This window comes from Marinobacter nitratireducens (assembly GCF_000708045.1).
Classification (GTDB): domain Bacteria; phylum Pseudomonadota; class Gammaproteobacteria; order Pseudomonadales; family Oleiphilaceae; genus Marinobacter; species Marinobacter nitratireducens.
Genome location: NZ_ANIE01000003.1, coordinates 430,561 through 447,560 on the forward strand (window position 1 = coordinate 430,561; position 17,000 = coordinate 447,560).

The 17,000-nt window shown below is 56.4% G+C and carries 14 protein-coding genes and 1 pseudogene; all 15 read left to right on the forward strand.

All coding sequences use genetic code 11. From position 1 onward, the window contains the following. The first annotated feature begins 66 nt into the window (after positions 1–66). Positions 67–975 (forward strand): tRNA pseudouridine(38-40) synthase TruA, encoded by a 909-nt coding sequence (truA, locus tag D777_RS03800; RefSeq protein WP_036128869.1) that lies wholly within the window; start codon positions 67–69, stop codon positions 973–975. After that, positions 972–1,601: a phosphoribosylanthranilate isomerase gene (locus tag D777_RS03805; protein WP_036128870.1), complete on the forward strand. Its 630-nt coding sequence runs from the start codon at positions 972–974 to the stop codon at positions 1,599–1,601. The genes truA and D777_RS03805 overlap by 4 nt, the downstream gene beginning before the upstream one ends. Continuing rightward, the gene (trpB, locus tag D777_RS03810; RefSeq protein WP_406564761.1) at positions 1,594–2,802 is read left to right on the forward strand and encodes a tryptophan synthase subunit beta; all 1,209 of its coding nucleotides are present in this window, start codon (positions 1,594–1,596) and stop codon (positions 2,800–2,802) included. The genes D777_RS03805 and trpB overlap by 8 nt, the downstream gene beginning before the upstream one ends. A 20-nt stretch (positions 2,803–2,822) precedes the next feature. Further along, positions 2,823–3,635, forward strand: a complete 813-nt coding sequence (gene trpA, locus D777_RS03815) for a tryptophan synthase subunit alpha (protein WP_036128874.1) — start codon at positions 2,823–2,825, stop codon at positions 3,633–3,635. Positions 3,636–3,678: 43 nt separating this feature from the next. Next, complete coding sequence (accD, locus tag D777_RS03820; RefSeq protein ID WP_036128875.1) at positions 3,679–4,605, forward strand: acetyl-CoA carboxylase, carboxyltransferase subunit beta; 927 nt, start codon at positions 3,679–3,681, stop codon at positions 4,603–4,605. After that, positions 4,589–5,917 (forward strand): bifunctional tetrahydrofolate synthase/dihydrofolate synthase, encoded by a 1,329-nt coding sequence (folC, locus tag D777_RS03825; RefSeq protein WP_036129585.1) that lies wholly within the window; start codon positions 4,589–4,591, stop codon positions 5,915–5,917. Before accD ends, folC begins: the two co-directional genes overlap by 17 nt. A 104-nt stretch (positions 5,918–6,021) precedes the next feature. Next, complete coding sequence (locus tag D777_RS03830; RefSeq protein WP_036128877.1) at positions 6,022–6,681, forward strand: SPOR domain-containing protein; 660 nt, start codon at positions 6,022–6,024, stop codon at positions 6,679–6,681. 90 nt (positions 6,682–6,771) lie between these two features. Beyond that, positions 6,772–7,341: a CvpA family protein gene (locus D777_RS03835; RefSeq protein ID WP_036128878.1), complete on the forward strand. Its 570-nt coding sequence runs from the start codon at positions 6,772–6,774 to the stop codon at positions 7,339–7,341. A 34-nt stretch (positions 7,342–7,375) separates the two neighbouring features. Next, positions 7,376–8,902 (forward strand): amidophosphoribosyltransferase, encoded by a 1,527-nt coding sequence (purF, locus tag D777_RS03840; protein WP_036128879.1) that lies wholly within the window; start codon positions 7,376–7,378, stop codon positions 8,900–8,902. A 29-nt stretch (positions 8,903–8,931) separates the two neighbouring features. Beyond that, entirely contained in the window at positions 8,932–10,173 is a 1,242-nt protein-coding gene (locus tag D777_RS03845; RefSeq protein ID WP_036128880.1) for an O-succinylhomoserine sulfhydrylase, read from the forward strand. A 6-nt stretch (positions 10,174–10,179) separates the two neighbouring features. Next, complete coding sequence (locus D777_RS18225) at positions 10,180–12,774, forward strand: DNA translocase FtsK (protein ID WP_036128882.1); 2,595 nt, start codon at positions 10,180–10,182, stop codon at positions 12,772–12,774. Between the two features lie 8 nt (positions 12,775–12,782). After that, on the forward strand, positions 12,783–13,445 hold the full coding sequence (gene lolA, locus D777_RS03855; protein WP_051668933.1) for an outer membrane lipoprotein chaperone LolA: 663 nt from the start codon (positions 12,783–12,785) through the stop codon (positions 13,443–13,445). After that, positions 13,445–14,782: a replication-associated recombination protein A gene (locus D777_RS03860; protein WP_036128883.1), complete on the forward strand. Its 1,338-nt coding sequence runs from the start codon at positions 13,445–13,447 to the stop codon at positions 14,780–14,782. The genes lolA and D777_RS03860 overlap by 1 nt, the downstream gene beginning before the upstream one ends. 89 nt (positions 14,783–14,871) lie before the next feature. Continuing rightward, positions 14,872–16,146 (forward strand): serine--tRNA ligase, encoded by a 1,275-nt coding sequence (gene serS / locus D777_RS03865; RefSeq protein WP_036128884.1) that lies wholly within the window; start codon positions 14,872–14,874, stop codon positions 16,144–16,146. A 101-nt stretch (positions 16,147–16,247) separates the two neighbouring features. Then, positions 16,248–16,982: pseudogene (gene cobA / locus D777_RS03870) on the forward strand (uroporphyrinogen-III C-methyltransferase); the annotation flags it as partial. Positions 16,983–17,000 lie beyond the last annotated feature (18 nt).

The following is a 17,000-nucleotide window of genomic DNA, read 5'->3' on the forward strand; positions in this document are numbered from 1 at the left end:
GCGCCGGCGACCGGTATCAAACCCGGTTTGTGCCGGCGCTTTGTTTTTTGCAAGACGGAATCGCAATTGTTTCTTCAACCTCAGCATCTGACATCCGATATCAACATTGGCGGCGGGCGTGTTGTTCTGGCCTTCGAGTACGACGGCCGTGGTTTTCATGGCTGGCAGTTTCAAAAGTCCGGTGTCAGGTCAGTCGAGGGTGATCTCGCCAAAGCTGTTGCCAAAGTCGCCAACCATCCGGTGGAGCTGGTGTGCGCAGGTCGCACCGATGCCGGTGTGCATGCCAGTTATCAGATCGCTCATTTTGAGACAGCCTCCATTCGGAATCTTCGTTCCTGGGTTATGGGCATCAATACCTCTCTACCAGGTGATATCGCAGTGCATTGGGCAGGAAATGGATCGGATGATTTCCACGCGCGGTTCTCAGCGGTATACCGACGGTATCGCTACGTCATCTACAATCATGCGGTCCGTCCCGGAATTCAGCGGGGGCAGGTTAGCTGGACGTTTCGCCCATTGGATGCGGATCGGATGAACCAGGCGGCCCAGGCCCTGGTTGGTGAACATGATTTCTCGTCTTTCCGTGCGGCAGGGTGTCAGTCACGTACGCCTGTTCGCTTCATGGAGCAGATTTCGGTAACCCGAAAAGGCGATTACGTCGTAATAGATGTGCAGGCCAATGCCTTTCTTCACCATATGGTCAGAAACATCGCCGGCGCGCTGATGTCGGTAGGCGCAGGGCAGCAGCCTCCGGAATGGATTCGTGAGATACTGGCGCAAAGGGATCGGACAGTCGCTGGTGTGACGGCGCCGCCACACGGCCTGTATCTGGTCGATGTTGGCTATCCGGCGTGGTGTGGCGTGCCCGATGCTGCCTGTGGGCCAGGATTCCTGCGACCCTGGTTCTGCGATTCGGAGAATGCGCCAATTCCGCCAACCCACATTCATCCAAAAGAGCCGATGCAGCAATCGTGAAAAGCAGGGTCAAAATCTGCGGTCTCACCCGCACGGAAGATATCGATGGTGCCGTTGCTGCCGGGGCTGATGCGATCGGTCTGGTGTTCTATTCGCCTAGCCCACGGGCGGTGACGATCGAACAGGCAACGGTTTTGGCCCGGAGGGTGCCGGCGTTTGTCTCCTTGGTGGGCTTGTTTGTTAATCCGGAACCGCACGAAGTAGAAGCGGTCCTCGAGCGCGTCCCGCTGGATCTGTTGCAGTTTCACGGTGATGAATCGCCCGAGTACTGCGGCAGTTTTGGCCGCCGCTGGATTAAGGCCATCCGTGTTCGAAAGCCAGGCCAGATTGAGCAGGCATTCGAGGAGTACCGAGAGGGTGCAGGGTTGCTGGTGGATGCCTGGGACCCCGAGCGCTATGGAGGGACGGGCCAGTCCTTCAACTGGCAGCTGATTCCCGAACGGCGCCCGATGCCGCTTATATTGGCCGGTGGATTGACTTCTGATAACGTGTCCGGCGCCGTTGAGCAGGTCAAACCGTGGGCTGTCGATGTCAGCGGGGGTGTTGAAAAAGGCAAAGGTATCAAGGACATCGCTAAAATATCTGAGTTCATTAAAGAGGTTCACCGTGTCTGTAAAACTGACTAAAGAAATGCTGAGTGCGCTTCCGGACAACCGGGGTCACTTTGGTGTATTCGGGGGGCGTTTTGTCTCTGAGACCCTGATGGATTCCCTGATGACGCTTGAGCGAGAATATCTTCGTCTGAAGGAAGATCCCGATTTTCAGGCAGCATTTGACAAGGATCTTGCTCATTACGTCGGTCGCCCGAGCCCGCTTTATTTTGCTGAGCGCCTGACGCGGGAAACCGGTGGCGCCCAGATTTGGCTTAAACGGGAAGACCTCAACCACACCGGTGCCCACAAGGTAAACAATACCATTGGGCAGGCATTGCTTGCCGCGTTCCTCGGCAAGAAACGCATCATCGCCGAGACGGGTGCCGGCCAGCACGGTGTTGCTACGGCAACGGTCTGTGCCCGCCTGGGTCTGGAATGCCATGTATTCATGGGCGCAGAGGACGTTCAGCGTCAGGCGTTGAACGTTTATCGTATGAAGTTGCTAGGCGCTCAGGTTCACGCAGTTGAGAGCGGTACACGAACACTCAAGGATGCTATGAACGATGCCATGCGGGACTGGGTATCGAACGTTGATGACACCTTTTACATCATTGGCACCGTTGCAGGCCCACACCCATACCCGCTGCTGGTTCGTGATTTTCAGGCAGTGATTGGACGTGAAACCCGTCAGCAATCGCTGGACCAGGCTGGCAAGCTTCCTGATGCCTTGGTCGCCTGTGTCGGTGGCGGTTCCAATGCCATTGGTATGTTTTATCCGTTCCTGACCGACGAATCCGTGGAGTTGTACGGTGTCGAGGCGGGTGGACTGGGTATCGAAAGCGGGCAGCATGCCGCACCGCTGTGTGCCGGGCGTCCTGGCGTGCTGCACGGCAACCGCACCTACCTGATGGAAGACGAGAACGGCCAGATTGCCGGCACGCATTCGGTCAGTGCCGGGCTTGATTATCCTGGCGTAGGGCCGGAACACTCGTGGCTCAAGGATGTTGGCCGGGCGAACTATGTGTCCGTGACCGACGAAGAAGCACTCGACGGCTTCCGAACCCTGACCCGTGTTGAAGGCATTATGCCGGCGCTGGAGTCCTCCCACGCTGTGGCTTATGCTCTGAAGCTTGCCGCTGGCATGGACAAGGATCAAATGGTTGTGATCAACGTGTCGGGTCGTGGTGACAAAGACATCCATACCATCGCTCAGCTTGATGGCATTGAGATCTGATTATAGAGACAGGAGCAGGCATGAGCCGGATTGAACAGGTTCTGCAAACCCTTAAGGGGCAGGGAAGAAAGGCCCTTATTCCGTACATCACAGCCGGGGATCCGCACCCGGATCGAACCGTCGAGTTGATGCATACTCTGGTATCGGCAGGTGCGGATATCATTGAGCTGGGTGTCCCTTTTTCGGACCCGATGGCTGATGGGCCGGTCATTGCCCAGGCTTGTGAGCGCGCTTTGTCTCACGGTACGTCCTTGAGACAGGTCATTGCGATGGTCAAGGAGTTCCGGAAGACCGACAACGAGACGCCGGTCGTGCTGATGGGCTATCTGAACCCCATGGAGGCTATGGGCTATGAGGCGTTTGCCGATGCAGCGGCTGACGCTGGAGTCGACGGCATTCTGACCGTTGATCTGCCACCGGAAGAAGCGGAAGACGTCGCGCCGCTGTTTTCGGCCCGGAATCTCGACCCGATATTCCTGCTTGCGCCGACCACCACCGACGATCGTATTAGTGCGATCAGCGAGCACTCCTCCGGTTATGTGTACTATGTTTCATTCAAGGGCGTGACCGGAGCTGCCAAGATAAACGTCGAGGAAGTTGCGGAAAAAGTCGGGCATATTCACGCCTTGACTGCGCTTCCGGTCGGCGTCGGGTTTGGCATTCGTGATGCTGAAACCGCTGCCGCGGTCGGGCGGGTATCCGATGGTGTAATTGTTGGTAGTGTGCTGGTCGATACAATAGCCAGAAATCAAGCAGATACCGACCAGCTTAAACGGGCCCTGACGGATCTGCTCCACCCAATGCGTGAGGCACTGGATAGCCTGGCTTCCTGAGAGGGGCGCCAGGCTTGCAGGCATCAAAGGACAGGATGAGATCATGAGTAACTGGCTGGACAAGATAATGCCGAGCAAGATCCGCTCGGAATCCAAGCAGAGAACTGGCGTCCCCGAAGGTTTGTGGAAAAAATGCCCAAAATGCGGCGCCTTTCTCTACAAGCCGGAACTTGAGAAGAACCTGGATGTTTGTCCAAAGTGCAATCATCACCTCAGGGTCAGTGCGCGCCGCCGTCTCGATGTATTCCTGGACCCGGATGGCCGCGAGGAAATTGCCGCAGAGCTGGAGCCCTGGGATCGCTTGAAGTTCAAGGACAGCAAGCGGTACAAGGATCGTCTGTCTCAGGCTCAGAAGGCGACCGGAGAGAAAGATGCCCTGTTGGCAATGAAGGGAACCACGCTTGGTGTACCCCTGGTTGCGTGCGCGTTTGAGTTCAACTTCCTCGGCGGTTCCATGGGACAGGTAGTGGGCGAAAAATTCGTCCAGGCGGCCAATGTGGCGCTGGAGAATCGTATCCCGCTGGTTTGCTTTTCTGCCAGTGGGGGCGCCCGGATGCAGGAAGCGATTCTCTCACTGATGCAGATGTCCAAGACGGCTGCCGTTCTTGAGCGGATGAAGCAAGAAGGCATTCCCTATATTTCGGTGATGACCGATCCGGTATTCGGCGGGGTATCCGCCAGTTTGGCCATGTTGGGTGATCTGAATATTGCGGAGCCAAATGCGCTGATCGGTTTTGCCGGTCCCCGGGTTATTGAGCAAACGGTTCGAGAGAAACTCCCTGAGGGTTTCCAGCGCAGTGAATTCCTGCTGGAGCATGGCGCGATCGATATGATTCTTCACCGCCACCAGATGCGTGAGCGGATCGCCCACCTCCTGGCCAAGTTCACAGGCGACGAGCGTCCGGGTACGGAAGAGCCCATTGAATTTGAAGTGACTGAAAAATCGGATGCTGATGCCCCCACCGAGTAGCACCTCTGCAAGGCCCCCGGCGCCGCCGGGGGCAAATGCCTCTTTAGACAAGTGGCTGTCTTATCTGGAAGCAATACATCCCACGGAAATCGATCTCGGGCTCGACCGCGTTCTGGTGGTCCTGAGGCGCCTTTTTCCACGCAAGCCGGCGGCTCGAATCATCACTGTGGCTGGTACCAATGGCAAAGGCAGTTGCGTTGCCGCGCTCGAGGCTCTGTTACTTGCTGATGGGCGTACGACCGGCGCTTACACCTCACCGCACCTGCAGGACTACAATGAGCGGGTCCGGGTTAACGGTGTTGATGTTGATGACGAGGCATTGGTCAGCGCGTTTGAGCGGGTTGAAGCCGCAAGAAAGAGCGTCTCATTGACCTACTTCGAGTTCGGAACCCTTGCAGCCTTTGTTGTTTTTGCCGATTCGGGTGTGGATGACTGGATTCTTGAGGTGGGGCTTGGTGGCCGACTGGATGCCGTGAATGTGATGGATGCGGATTTTGCCATTCTCACATCGGTCGACATTGACCACGTCGCTTTCCTTGGTAATGACAGGGAAGTCATCGGGTTTGAAAAGGCCGGTGTGCTGAGGCCGGGAATTTCGGCGGTATATGCGGAGCCGGATCCGCCCCGCTCCGTCCTGCAGCAGGTCCAGGCCCAGAAGGTCGCGTTGGCTCTGGCAGGGCGAGACTATACGGTCGTTAAACCGGGCGATGAGGGCGGTGATCATCCCCTGCGGTTCGGAGCGGTGCGTCTGATTTACGGTGACGAACGCATAGAGCTTCCGGAGGGACCGCTGCCGGTGAATAGCGTGGCTGCGGCTGTCGTCGCTGTTCGTCAGCTCCAGCCCGGTCTGCCGGTTTCTATGATCGAGAATGTATTAAGAGGGCTTGCGGTACCTGGACGGTTAGAGCGCCTTGCTGAAAAACCGGCTATCTACGTCGATGTGGGTCACAACCCCCATGCGGCTGAATGGCTGTCCGGGCGGCTGGCCTCACTGCACAAGGATGGCGCAAAGGTTCGTGCCGTCTACGCGGCACTGGGTGATAAGGACGTTGAGGGCGTTGTGCGGGCCATGTCGAAGGTCGTCGACCATTGGTACCTTGCTGGCCTTGACGTTCCTCGCGGGTTGACCGGCCGTGAGCTCTTGCGGCGGTTTTCCAGCGTTGTCGATGCCGGAGCTGATGTCTCTGAGGATGTGCCGTCGGCGCTGTCCAGAGTGCGGGAAGATGCCGTTAACCAGGATCTGGTGATTGTTTTCGGTTCGTTTTTTACGGTTGCCAAGGCTAGGGCTTCGCTGGGTGCAAGCAGAACTTAAAGTTTGTCCATGGCAGGCTCCGGCCTTTGAGTTATTGGTAAGTGGCGGTTAATATCGTCGTGAAATCACGCTAGGCGGAAGTTCCAATACGGGGGTCGTGAAAGGTGGATGGATTAAAGCAAAGGATCATCGGAGCGTTGGTTCTTGTTTCGCTCGCGGTTATCTTTGTACCCATGGTGTTCGACGAACCACACTCAGAACGCACCTCGACGACCATCAAAATCCCGGAAGAACCGCCGTTCCCTGAAGTAACAGCGCCTGAGTCCAGGGCAGTAACTCCTCCGGATTATGAAGAGTCCAGTGCCAGTGCGAGCGCTGGTGCCGTCGACTCTCCGGCTCCGCAGGACACCTCTGACGATGCCCCCGGTTACCGGTTGGTCGAAGAGACTGATTCGGAGCCTGCGCCTCAGCCGTCCACTTCAGACACCACCGCAAAGACTACGCCTCCACCCGAAGTCGTCGAGAAAGAGGCGGAGCCTCAGCAAGATCCAGCCGTCAAACCCAAGGAATATACCCGATCCCTTGAGGGGGCTTGGGTAGTACAATTGGGCAGTTTTGGTAATTCCGACAATGCGAAGCGCCTTCGCGATGGCGTCCGAGAAAAGGGATATGGAGCCCATCTCCAGCAAGTCGAACGAGGTGATTCCGTGCTGACCCGTGTCTTCAGCGGGCCTTTTGCCAGCAAGGGTGACGCGGAATCCGCCAAAAAGGTACTGGATACCGCGTTTGGCTTGAACAGTTTGGTGACAACCGGCGATAAATAACGTTTTCCGCACGTTTATCGGTACGAGGCAGTTTGGTGAAGCTTCGATTCCTGATAGAATTCGCGCTTCCTTTTTTGCACCGGGTTCCTCATGGAAGCGCTGATCTGGATTGACTGGGTCATCATCACCCTGATAACAGTTTCCACCCTCATCAGCCTGAAACGGGGGTTCGTCAGAGAAGCGCTTTCTCTGGTGACCTGGGTGGGCGCGTTCATCCTGGCGCGTACCTTTCATCCGCAGATGCAAACCCTACTTGAAAGCACCGTTGAGACACCTCTGGTCAGGTTGATCGCAGCTTTTGCAATCCTGTTTTTCGGTACATTGATTGTTGGTGCCATCATCAACAATATGATCGGGCATCTTGTCAGGGCAACCGGACTATCTGCGACAGATCGCGTGCTCGGAATGGGATTCGGATTATTAAGGGGCGTTGTGGTGGTGATCGTTGCCATCGCATTCACCCGGTATACGCCGCTGGCACAGGACACCTGGTGGCGAGAGTCGCTGATGATCAATCGGCTCGCAGTCGTCGAGGACTGGTCTCGACGTACCCTGGGCGATGAGTTCGCCCGTTTTCTGGGCCCTGCTTCGGAGGGCAATGGTGCACCAGAAAGCCAAGCAGAGCAGGAAGGCGTGGAACCGGCGTCCACGTCCAGCTAACATTCAGTTTTAACACTCGGAGAAAACCGTATCCATGTGTGGCATTGTCGGCATCGTCAGTACATCCAACGTTAATCAGCTGCTTTATGATGCGTTGACCGTTCTTCAGCACCGGGGCCAGGATGCAGCGGGCATTGTGACATTTCAGGATGATCGTTTCTTTCTGCGAAAAGACAACGGGCTGGTGCGGGATGTTTTCCATACCCGTCATATGCGCCGCCTGGTTGGTAATGTCGGTATTGGTCATGTGCGTTACCCGACCGCCGGTTCATCAAGTTCAGCCGAGGCCCAGCCCTTCTACGTCAACAGCCCTTATGGCATTACGCTGGCGCACAATGGAAACCTGACCAACGCCGACGAGCTCAGCAAGGATCTGTTTCGCACCGACCTACGCCACATCAACACCAACTCCGATTCCGAAGTCCTGCTCAACGTGTTTGCCCACGAGTTGCAAAAGCAGGGCAAGCTGAACCCGACGCAGGAAGAAATCTTTTCAGCGGTTCAGGCCGTGCACAAGCGCTGCCGTGGTGCCTATGCGGTTATTGCGATGGTCACTGGCTATGGCATTGTCGGTTTTCGTGATCCCAACGGTATTCGCCCCGCCTGCTACGGTGTGAAAGAAGGTGAGGGTGGTCGCAAGGAATACATGATCGCCTCTGAAAGCGTGGCTCTCAATGCGGCAGGATTTACGCTGGTTCGTGATATTGCACCCGGCGAAGCCGTCTACATTGAGACGGATGGCACGATATACACCCGCCAGTGTGCCGAAAACCCGCATCTTTATCCGTGTATTTTTGAGCATGTCTATTTTGCCCGGCCGGATTCCATTATCGACAAGGTGTCGGTATATAAGGCGCGACTGCGGATGGGTGAGACCCTGGCCGACAAGGTCCTTCGTGACTTCCCGGACCATGATATCGATGTGGTGATGCCCATTCCGGACACCAGCCGAACCTCGGCTATGCAAATGGCGCATCGGTTGGGCGTCAAGTTTCGCGAGGGTTTCATTAAAAACCGCTACATCGGCCGAACGTTCATCATGCCCGGCCAGAAAATGCGCAAGAAATCGGTCCGCCAGAAGCTGAACCCCATTGATCTGGAGTTCAAGGACAAGAACGTCATGCTGGTTGATGATTCCATAGTCCGCGGTACAACCTGTAAAGAGATTGTTCAGATGGCAAGGGACGCGGGCGCCCGTAATGTGTATTTTGCCTCAGCGGCTCCCCCCGTCCGCTATCCCAACGTGTACGGTATCGATATGCCTTCTGCGAGCGAGCTTATCGCTCATGATCGCACGGTCGAGGAAATCAGGGATCAGATCGGCGCCGACTGGTTGCTGTACCAGGACCTTGACGATCTGATTACCTGTGTCAATGACGTTAACGAGGATATTGAAGGCTGGGAATGCTCGGTGTTTACCGGTAACTACGTGACCGGGGATGTCGATCGCGCCTACCTGGATCGCCTTGAGGACGCCAGGAACGACGAAAAGCGGTCGAAGCAGAATGGCGGCAATTCCAGTGATAACGGAATTATCGACCTGCATAACGATGAAGCCTGATACGGCCTGCAGAACCACAGGAGTAGACCATGACTAACCGCCGAGAAGAAAATGTCTGGATTCCCGAGTCGGATCTGGACGGTATGACGGTGGATACCCTGGCGGTTAGGGCAGGGCAGATTCGCACGGGGCAACTCGAGCACAGTGATCCGATTTTTCCGACCTCAAGCTTTGTATACGGCAGTGCTGCCCAGGCAGCCGCGCGTTTTGGTGGTGAAGAGCCGGGGAATATCTATTCACGCTTCACCAATCCAACGGTTCAGGCCTTCGAGGGTCGTATCGCGGCTATGGAAGGTGGTGAAAGAGCGGTCGCGACTGCATCGGGAATGGCCGCCATTCTCAGCACCTGCATGGCACTGCTGAAATCCGGTGACCATGTGGTATGTTCCCGGGGTGTCTTCGGCACCACCAATGTGCTGTTCCAGAAATACCTGGCAAAGTTTGGTGTTGAGACCACGTTTGTTGGTCTAACCGATATGGACCAATGGGAACGTGCTGTACGGCCGGAAACCCGCATGCTGTTCATAGAAACGCCGTCAAATCCGCTTTGTGAAGTGGCGGATATGAAGGCGCTCTCGTCGCTGGCCAAGGCCAACAAAGCCCTTTTCGTGGTCGATAACTGTTTCTGTACGCCGGTACTGCAGCGCCCTCTGGAGTTTGGTGCCGATATTGTCATTCATTCCGCTACGAAGTATCTGGATGGCCAGGGGCGGTGTGTCGGTGGCGTGGTTGTCGGGCCGAACAAACTGATGGAAGAGGTCTATGGTTTCCTGCGTTCAGCAGGGCCGACCATGAGTCCGTTCAATGCCTGGGTGTTCCTCAAGGGACTGGAAACGTTACCGATTCGTATGCGCGCCCACTGTGACAATGCGTTAGAGTTAGCGCTATGGCTGGACCAGCAGGACAACGTGGAAGAAGTCTTTTATGCCGGGCTTGAAACCCATCCACAGCACTCGTTGGCTAAATCGCAGCAAAGTGGGTTCGGCGGCGTGTTGTCGTTTCGGGTTAAAGGTGGTCGCGACGAGGCGTGGCGGTTCATCGATGCTACCCGGATGATTTCCATCACTGCCAACCTGGGTGATGTGAAAACAACCGTAACCCATCCGGCAACGACGACTCACGGTCGTCTGTCCCCAGAAGATAAGGATGCTGCCGGTATCACCGAAAACCTGATACGGATTTCGGTGGGCATCGAAGCAGTTGAGGATCTGAAAACCGATCTCGCCAGAGGGCTTGAAGCCCTTCAGAGTTCGAGCAACGGAAACGTCTAGGTATTCATGGCAGAGTCCGCAAAAGCGAAGAATGCACCGAAGGAACTGACGGAGAAGCAGTTACGCTTCCGCCGTCTGGTCGCACAAGGCGCACGGGAAGGGGCAGTCATCGGCCTGATTTCCCTGTGCATCTACCTGTCCATGGCCCTTGTGACATTCAGTCCCTCCGATCCAGGGTGGGCCAGCATTGGGCATGACACCAGTGTTCATAACTCGGCTGGGCGGACCGGAGCGTGGCTAGCGAGCCTGTTCATGGATTTCTTTGGTCACGTTGCGTATCTGTTCCCGGTGATGATTGCCGGTTACGCCATCATGTTGATCCGGCGGCGGAACGACTCTCTCGATTTGCACTGGCCACTGTTCATGGTTCGTTTCGGTGGTTTCCTGCTGATCCTTCTCTCGGCGACTAGTCTGTTGTCGCTGTACTCCGTTTTCGGCCTCGGTGCATCATCCGGTGGCGTGCTTGGCACTGCGGTGTCCGATGCCATGGTGCGGTTTTTCAATTTACCGGCAACCACACTGCTGCTGATCGCGATTTTCCTGTTTGCGCTGACCGTCACCACTGGTCTGTCATGGTTTTGGCTCATGGACCAGGTTGGTGGGCTGACCCTCAAGTTTGGGTTGGCTCTGAAGGGCATGGTAAGCAACGCATCCGAGCGAAAAGCCGAATCTGCGAATTCGGAGCCCAAGCCAAAGCCAGAACCGCCTATCGTCAGCGAGAGGGTCATGGGTAAACAGGGCCGTGCTGCTGAAACCAGCGGCTCGCCGTCGCCATGGTGGCGAAAGTTGCCCGGATTGGGTTCCAGAAAATCCAAAGGGGAACCAAAACCAGTCAAAGAGAGGAGGGAGCCCGGGCTGGAAGGTGACCTGCCTGAGGTCGATGACGAGCCGGTTCAGCTGGAAAGTTTCAGCTCACGGGGCCAAGAATTGGCGGCGACACCGAAACCCTCGGCTAAGAAGAAGCCTGCACAAGAGGCTTCTCCTCAGCCAGCGTCCCGATCTCTTAAGATATCCCCCTTCAAGAAAGAAGATCAGGGCAAGGCAAAGAAATCCGGTGACAGTAACCAGGCCTCGTTGCTGGAGGATATTGAGAGTACCTTGCCGCCTCTGTCACTGCTTGACCCTCCTGAGGAACATAAGGAAAGGGGCTATTCTGAAGAATCGCTGGAGCACATGTCCCGGCTGCTAGAAGAAAAACTGGCAGACTTCGGGGTATCGGTGGAAGTTGTCGAAGTGAACCCAGGCCCCGTTATCACCCGGTTTGAGATCAAGCCTGCGCCAGGGGTGAAGGTTAGTAAGATATCCAACCTGGCCAAGGACCTGGCTCGCTCACTTGCAGTATTGAGCGTCCGTGTCGTTGAGGTTATTCCCGGAAAATCGGTCGTCGGTATCGAGATCCCCAACGAGGAGCGGGAAATCGTACGGCTCAGTGAAGTCCTTGGTGCGCGGGTTTTTGAGGAATCATCGTCTCCGCTCACCCTGGCGTTGGGTAATGACATTGGTGGCAACCCGATGGTGGCCAATCTGGCAAAAATGCCGCATCTGCTTGTGGCGGGTACCACGGGGTCCGGTAAGTCAGTGGGCGTGAATGCCATGCTTCTTAGCATGTTGCTGAAAGCCACCCCCGAGGAAGTCCGCTTTATTATGGTCGACCCGAAGATGCTCGAGCTGAGCATCTATGACGGTATCCCGCATCTTCTCGCGCCGGTCGTCACTGATATGAAAGAGGCGGCTAATGCGCTGCGGTGGTGTGTTGCTGAGATGGAGCGGCGTTACCGCCTGATGGCCAGTCTTGGTGTCCGTAATATTGCCGGCTACAACCGGAAAGTGAAGGATGCGGCTGCGGCTGGTGAGCCGCTGTTGGATCCGTTGTGGAAACCGGACGAGTTCCTGGCAAATGATGAGCAGGAACGTCCCGAACTTGAAGCTCTGCCATTTATTGTCGTGGTCATTGACGAATTTGCTGACATGATGATGATTGTTGGCAAGAAGGTGGAGGAATTGATTGCCCGTATCGCCCAGAAGGCAAGGGCGGCCGGTATTCACCTGGTGCTGGCGACACAACGGCCTTCCGTTGACGTTATCACCGGTTTGATCAAAGCGAACATCCCGACGCGGATGTCTTTCCAGGTGTCCTCCAAGATTGATTCTCGTACTGTTCTTGACCAGGGCGGCGCCGAGCAACTTCTCGGCCATGGTGACATGCTCTACCTGCCGCCGGGCTCAGGACTGCCGGTTCGGGTTCACGGGGCCTTCGTAGATGATGATGAAGTGCACCGCGTCGTCAGTGCCTGGAAGGCCAGGGGCGAACCGGTGTACGTGGATGACGTTCTCAATGGTGCCGAGGGTGAGAGTCTGCCTGGCGTTCCAACCCTGAATGAGGGGGGCGGAGACAGCGAGGGCGATGCCCTGTATGACGAGGCTGTTGCCTTTGTGACCGAGGGCCGCAGGGTGTCTATTTCGTCCGTACAGCGGAAATTCAAGATCGGCTATAACCGGGCTGCAAACCTGGTAGATGCAATGGAAGCATCGGGTGTTGTTAGTGCGGCTGGGCACAATGGTGCCCGCGAAGTACTGGCTCCGCCACCGCCAAAAAACTAGGAGTAGTGATGATGCAGAGTCGAATGGCAAGCGTGGTTTTTGTGGTTTTCGCCATGATGTTGGCGATTGGCGCCCAGGCTGCGGAAAAAGGTGAGCAGGCGCAGCTTGAAGCTGCCAATGATCTCTCGGCGCTGCTGAGAGGGTACGAATCTTTTCAGGCAAAATTTATCCAGATTGTGGTAAACGAAAACGGCAACCAGGTTCAGGAAACCCGCGGGACACTCAAAGCCAAGCGTCCGGGCTTGTTCTACTGGGAAAGCAGTGCGCCGCTGTCACAGTTCATCGTGAGCAATGGCCAGACCGTTGAGGTCTATGACCCAGATCTGGAACAGGTCACGATTCACAAGCTGGATGAGCGGGTTCAGACTACCCCGGCCCTGCTGCTGAGCGGTGAAGTCGGTAATCTCGAGGAAACCTACCGTGTTTCACAGCGATCCATTGGCGACCACACCCGTGAATTTACGCTGGAGCCCAAAAGCCCGGATTCTCTGTTTGTCTCCCTGAGGCTGACCTTCTGGGATGGCGAATTGCAGGAAATGAGGATGAAAGACTCCCTGGCGCAGATGAGCATCCTCAGCTTTGATCATATTCAGCTCAACGAGTCACTCGACAACGGTGTGTTCTCTCTCGAATACCCTGACAGCGTGGACGTTATCCGGGACGGCGCCTGATGCAGGAGGGGCTGTTTGACGAACAGCCGGGTTTCCGGCCCCTGGCAGCCCGCATGCGGCCCGGGTCACTTGATGATTATGTTGGTCAGGAGCATCTTGTTGGTCCCGGCAAGCCCTTGAGGAGAGCCGTTGAGCAGGAACAACTCCACTCAATGATTCTCTGGGGGCCTCCCGGAGTAGGAAAGACCACGTTCGCCCAACTCCTGGCTAATCTTGGCGGCCTGAGTTTCGAAACCATCTCCGCCGTGCTCAGCGGCGTGAAAGATATACGCGCTGTTGTCGAGCGCGCACGCAGCCGCAAGCAGTTAGAGGGTAGGGACACTCTGCTTTTCGTTGACGAGGTTCATCGCTTCAACAAGAGTCAGCAGGATGCCTTTCTTCCTCATATTGAAGACGGCACCTTTATCTTTGTCGGCGCAACGACGGAGAATCCTTCCTTTGAGCTGAACAGCGCCCTGTTATCGCGAACCCGGGTTTACGTCCTGAAGAACCTGGAAGAGCCGCATATTCTCAAGCTCCTCCAACGGGCACTTAGCGCCACTGACGGTTTCGACGGTCGTCTTGAGGTTGATGTCGATACCCTTGGAATTATCGCCTCGGCATCCGGTGGCGACGCACGGAGAGCCTTGAATATTCTTGAGGTAGCTGCGGATCTTGCTGAACCATTGGCCGATGGTCGGGAGTGTATCGGTCCCGAGCAGCTGGAGCAGGTGATGCAAACCAGTTTGCGTCGCTTCGATAAGGGCGGTGATGTGTTCTACGATCAGATCTCCGCGATGCATAAATCCGTTCGTGGCTCTGACCCGGATGGTTCACTTTATTGGTTATGCCGGATGCTTGATGGTGGCTGCGATCCTTTGTATGTCGCCCGCCGCCTGGTCAGGATTGCCAGCGAAGACATCGGAAATGCAGACCCGCGCGCACTCCAGCTCAGCATGGACGCCTGGGACTCCCAGGAGCGTCTTGGATCGCCTGAGGGCGAGTTGGCGCTCGCCCAGGCGGTAACCTATCTCGCGCTGGCGCCTAAAAGCAACGCGGTGTACAACGCTTTTAACCAGTGCATGGCGGATATTCGTCAGGACCCGGATTATGATGTCCCGGTGCACCTTCGCAATGCGCCAACCAAACTGCTCAAGTCCATGGGACATGGTGAATCCTACCGATACGCCCATGACGAACCGGAGGCCTTCGCCGCCGGAGAGTCCTACCTGCCTGAAGCGATCCATGATCGTCGTTATTATCAGCCCGTGAACCGCGGCCTGGAAATCAAACTCGGGGAAAAGCGCGAACGGCTTCAGCGTATGAATGCTGAGAGTGCCCGTAAACGTTATTCCTGAGCGGCGCTCCCGGTAGCCAGCAGACTTTGGGCAGGTATAATGGCCTGTCATTCAATTCAACACCCAAATCGGATATTTTCAGGATAACCATGCTCGATCCCAAACGCGTCCGCACCCAGACAGAAGAGATCGCCCGTCGGCTGGCCATCAAGAACTATGACTTTGATACCGCCGCCTTCGAGCAGTTGGAGGAACGCCGCCGTGAACTTCAGGTGCGTACCGAAAGCCTCCAGAGCGAGCAGAACAAGCGGTCGAAGTCCATCGGCAAGGCCAAGGCAGCTGGTGAGGACATTCAACCTCTGCTGGACGAGGTGGAAAGCCTGAAAGCCCAGAGATCGGCGGCTGAGGACGAGCTGAGATCCCTTCAGGAAGAGCTGAACGGCTTTCTTGCCGGCATTCCCAACTTGCCGGACGAGGATGTGCCGGCTGGCGAGACTGAAGACGATAATGTTGAGGTTCGGACCTGGGGCACGCCGAGAGAAATGGCGTTTGAGCCCAAGGATCATGTGTCCCTGGGCGAGGGGCTGAAGGGGCTCGACTTTGAAACGGCCAGCCGGCTGGCGCATTCCCGCTTTGCGGTCATGCGCGGCCCGATTGCTCGCCTGCATCGGGCGTTGGCCCAGTTCATGTTGAATCTGCACACCGGTGACCATCAGTACACCGAGGCGTACGTGCCATACCTGGTCAATGCCGACACCCTTTACGGTACCGGCCAATTGCCGAAATTTGAGGAAGACCTGTTTAAAACCGAGGGCGAAAACCCTCTGTACCTCATACCGACAGCCGAGGTTCCGGCGACGAACCTGGTGGCGGATTCGATCCTTGACGCCAGCGAGTTGCCATTGAAGATGGTGTGCCATACACCGTGCTTCCGTAGCGAAGCCGGCTCTTACGGACGCGACACCCGGGGCATGATTCGCCAACATCAGTTCGACAAGGTAGAGCTGGTTCAGGTTGTTCGCCCGGAAGAGTCCGATGACGCTCTCGAGGCCCTGACAGGCCATGCTGAGAAAGTACTGCAACTGCTGGACCTCCCGTATCGCGTTGTCTCCCTGTGCGGCGGTGATATGGGCTTCTCGGCGGCAAAGACCTACGACCTGGAAGTATGGTTGCCCGGGCAACAGAAGTTCCGCGAAATTTCCTCTTGCTCCAATACGCGGGACTTTCAGGCACGCCGTATGCATGCTCGTTGGCGTAACCCGGAAACCGGGAAGCCGGAGCCTGTGCATACTTTGAACGGTTCAGGTCTCGCAGTCGGTCGCGCGCTGATTGCGGTGATGGAGAACTATCAGCAGGAAGATGGCTCAATTCTGGTTCCGGATGTACTTAAGCCATACATGGGAGGCATCGAACGGATCCAATGAGCAACACATCAGGCAGTGCACCAGGGAAGGGCGTGGGCACGACCCGTGCACCGGTAAGGTACAAAAGCAATCCGGTCACGGATAACCCGAACAACTCGGCCGGTGAGGTCGCTCTGGTTGGGGCCGGCCCCGGCGACCCGGAGCTCCTGACGCTAAAAGCATGGCGGTTGATCAGCTCCGCAGAGATTGTGCTGTTTGATCGGTTGGTGTCGCCTGAGATTCTTGCACTCATTCCGGAGACGGCAGAGAAGATTCACGTCGGAAAGCGGCGCTCGGATCATACATTGCCCCAGAACCAGATCAATCAGAAGCTGGTGGATCTGGCCAGGGCCGGTCACAAGGTTGTCCGCCTGAAGGGGGGCGATCCGTTTATTTTCGGGCGGGGCGGCGAAGAAATCGAAACCCTGGCAGAGGCCGGCATTCGTTTTCAGGTTGTCCCGGGCATCACGGCCGCGTCGGGATGTGCGGCCTATTCCGGCATTCCGTTGACCCATCGTGACCACGCACAGTCAGTGCGTTTTGTCACTGGCCACCTCAAGAACGATACCTGCGATCTGCCATGGCAGGATTTCGTCCAAAATAACCAGACCCTCGTGTTTTACATGGGACTGGTGGGCCTGCCCATCATCAGTCGTCAGCTGATTGAGCACGGTATGTCGCCGGATATGCCGGTGGCGCTGGTATCAAAAGGCACGACACCTGAGCAGGTTGTGGTCCAGGGAACGCTATCAAATATTGTTGAGCGAGTGGCTGACAGTCAGGTCCAGGCGCCGACACTCGTCATTATTGGTCATGTTGTCAGGCTGAGGGAGCGACTGGACTGGATTGGTGCGTAGTCAGCCGGTTCATGGCCA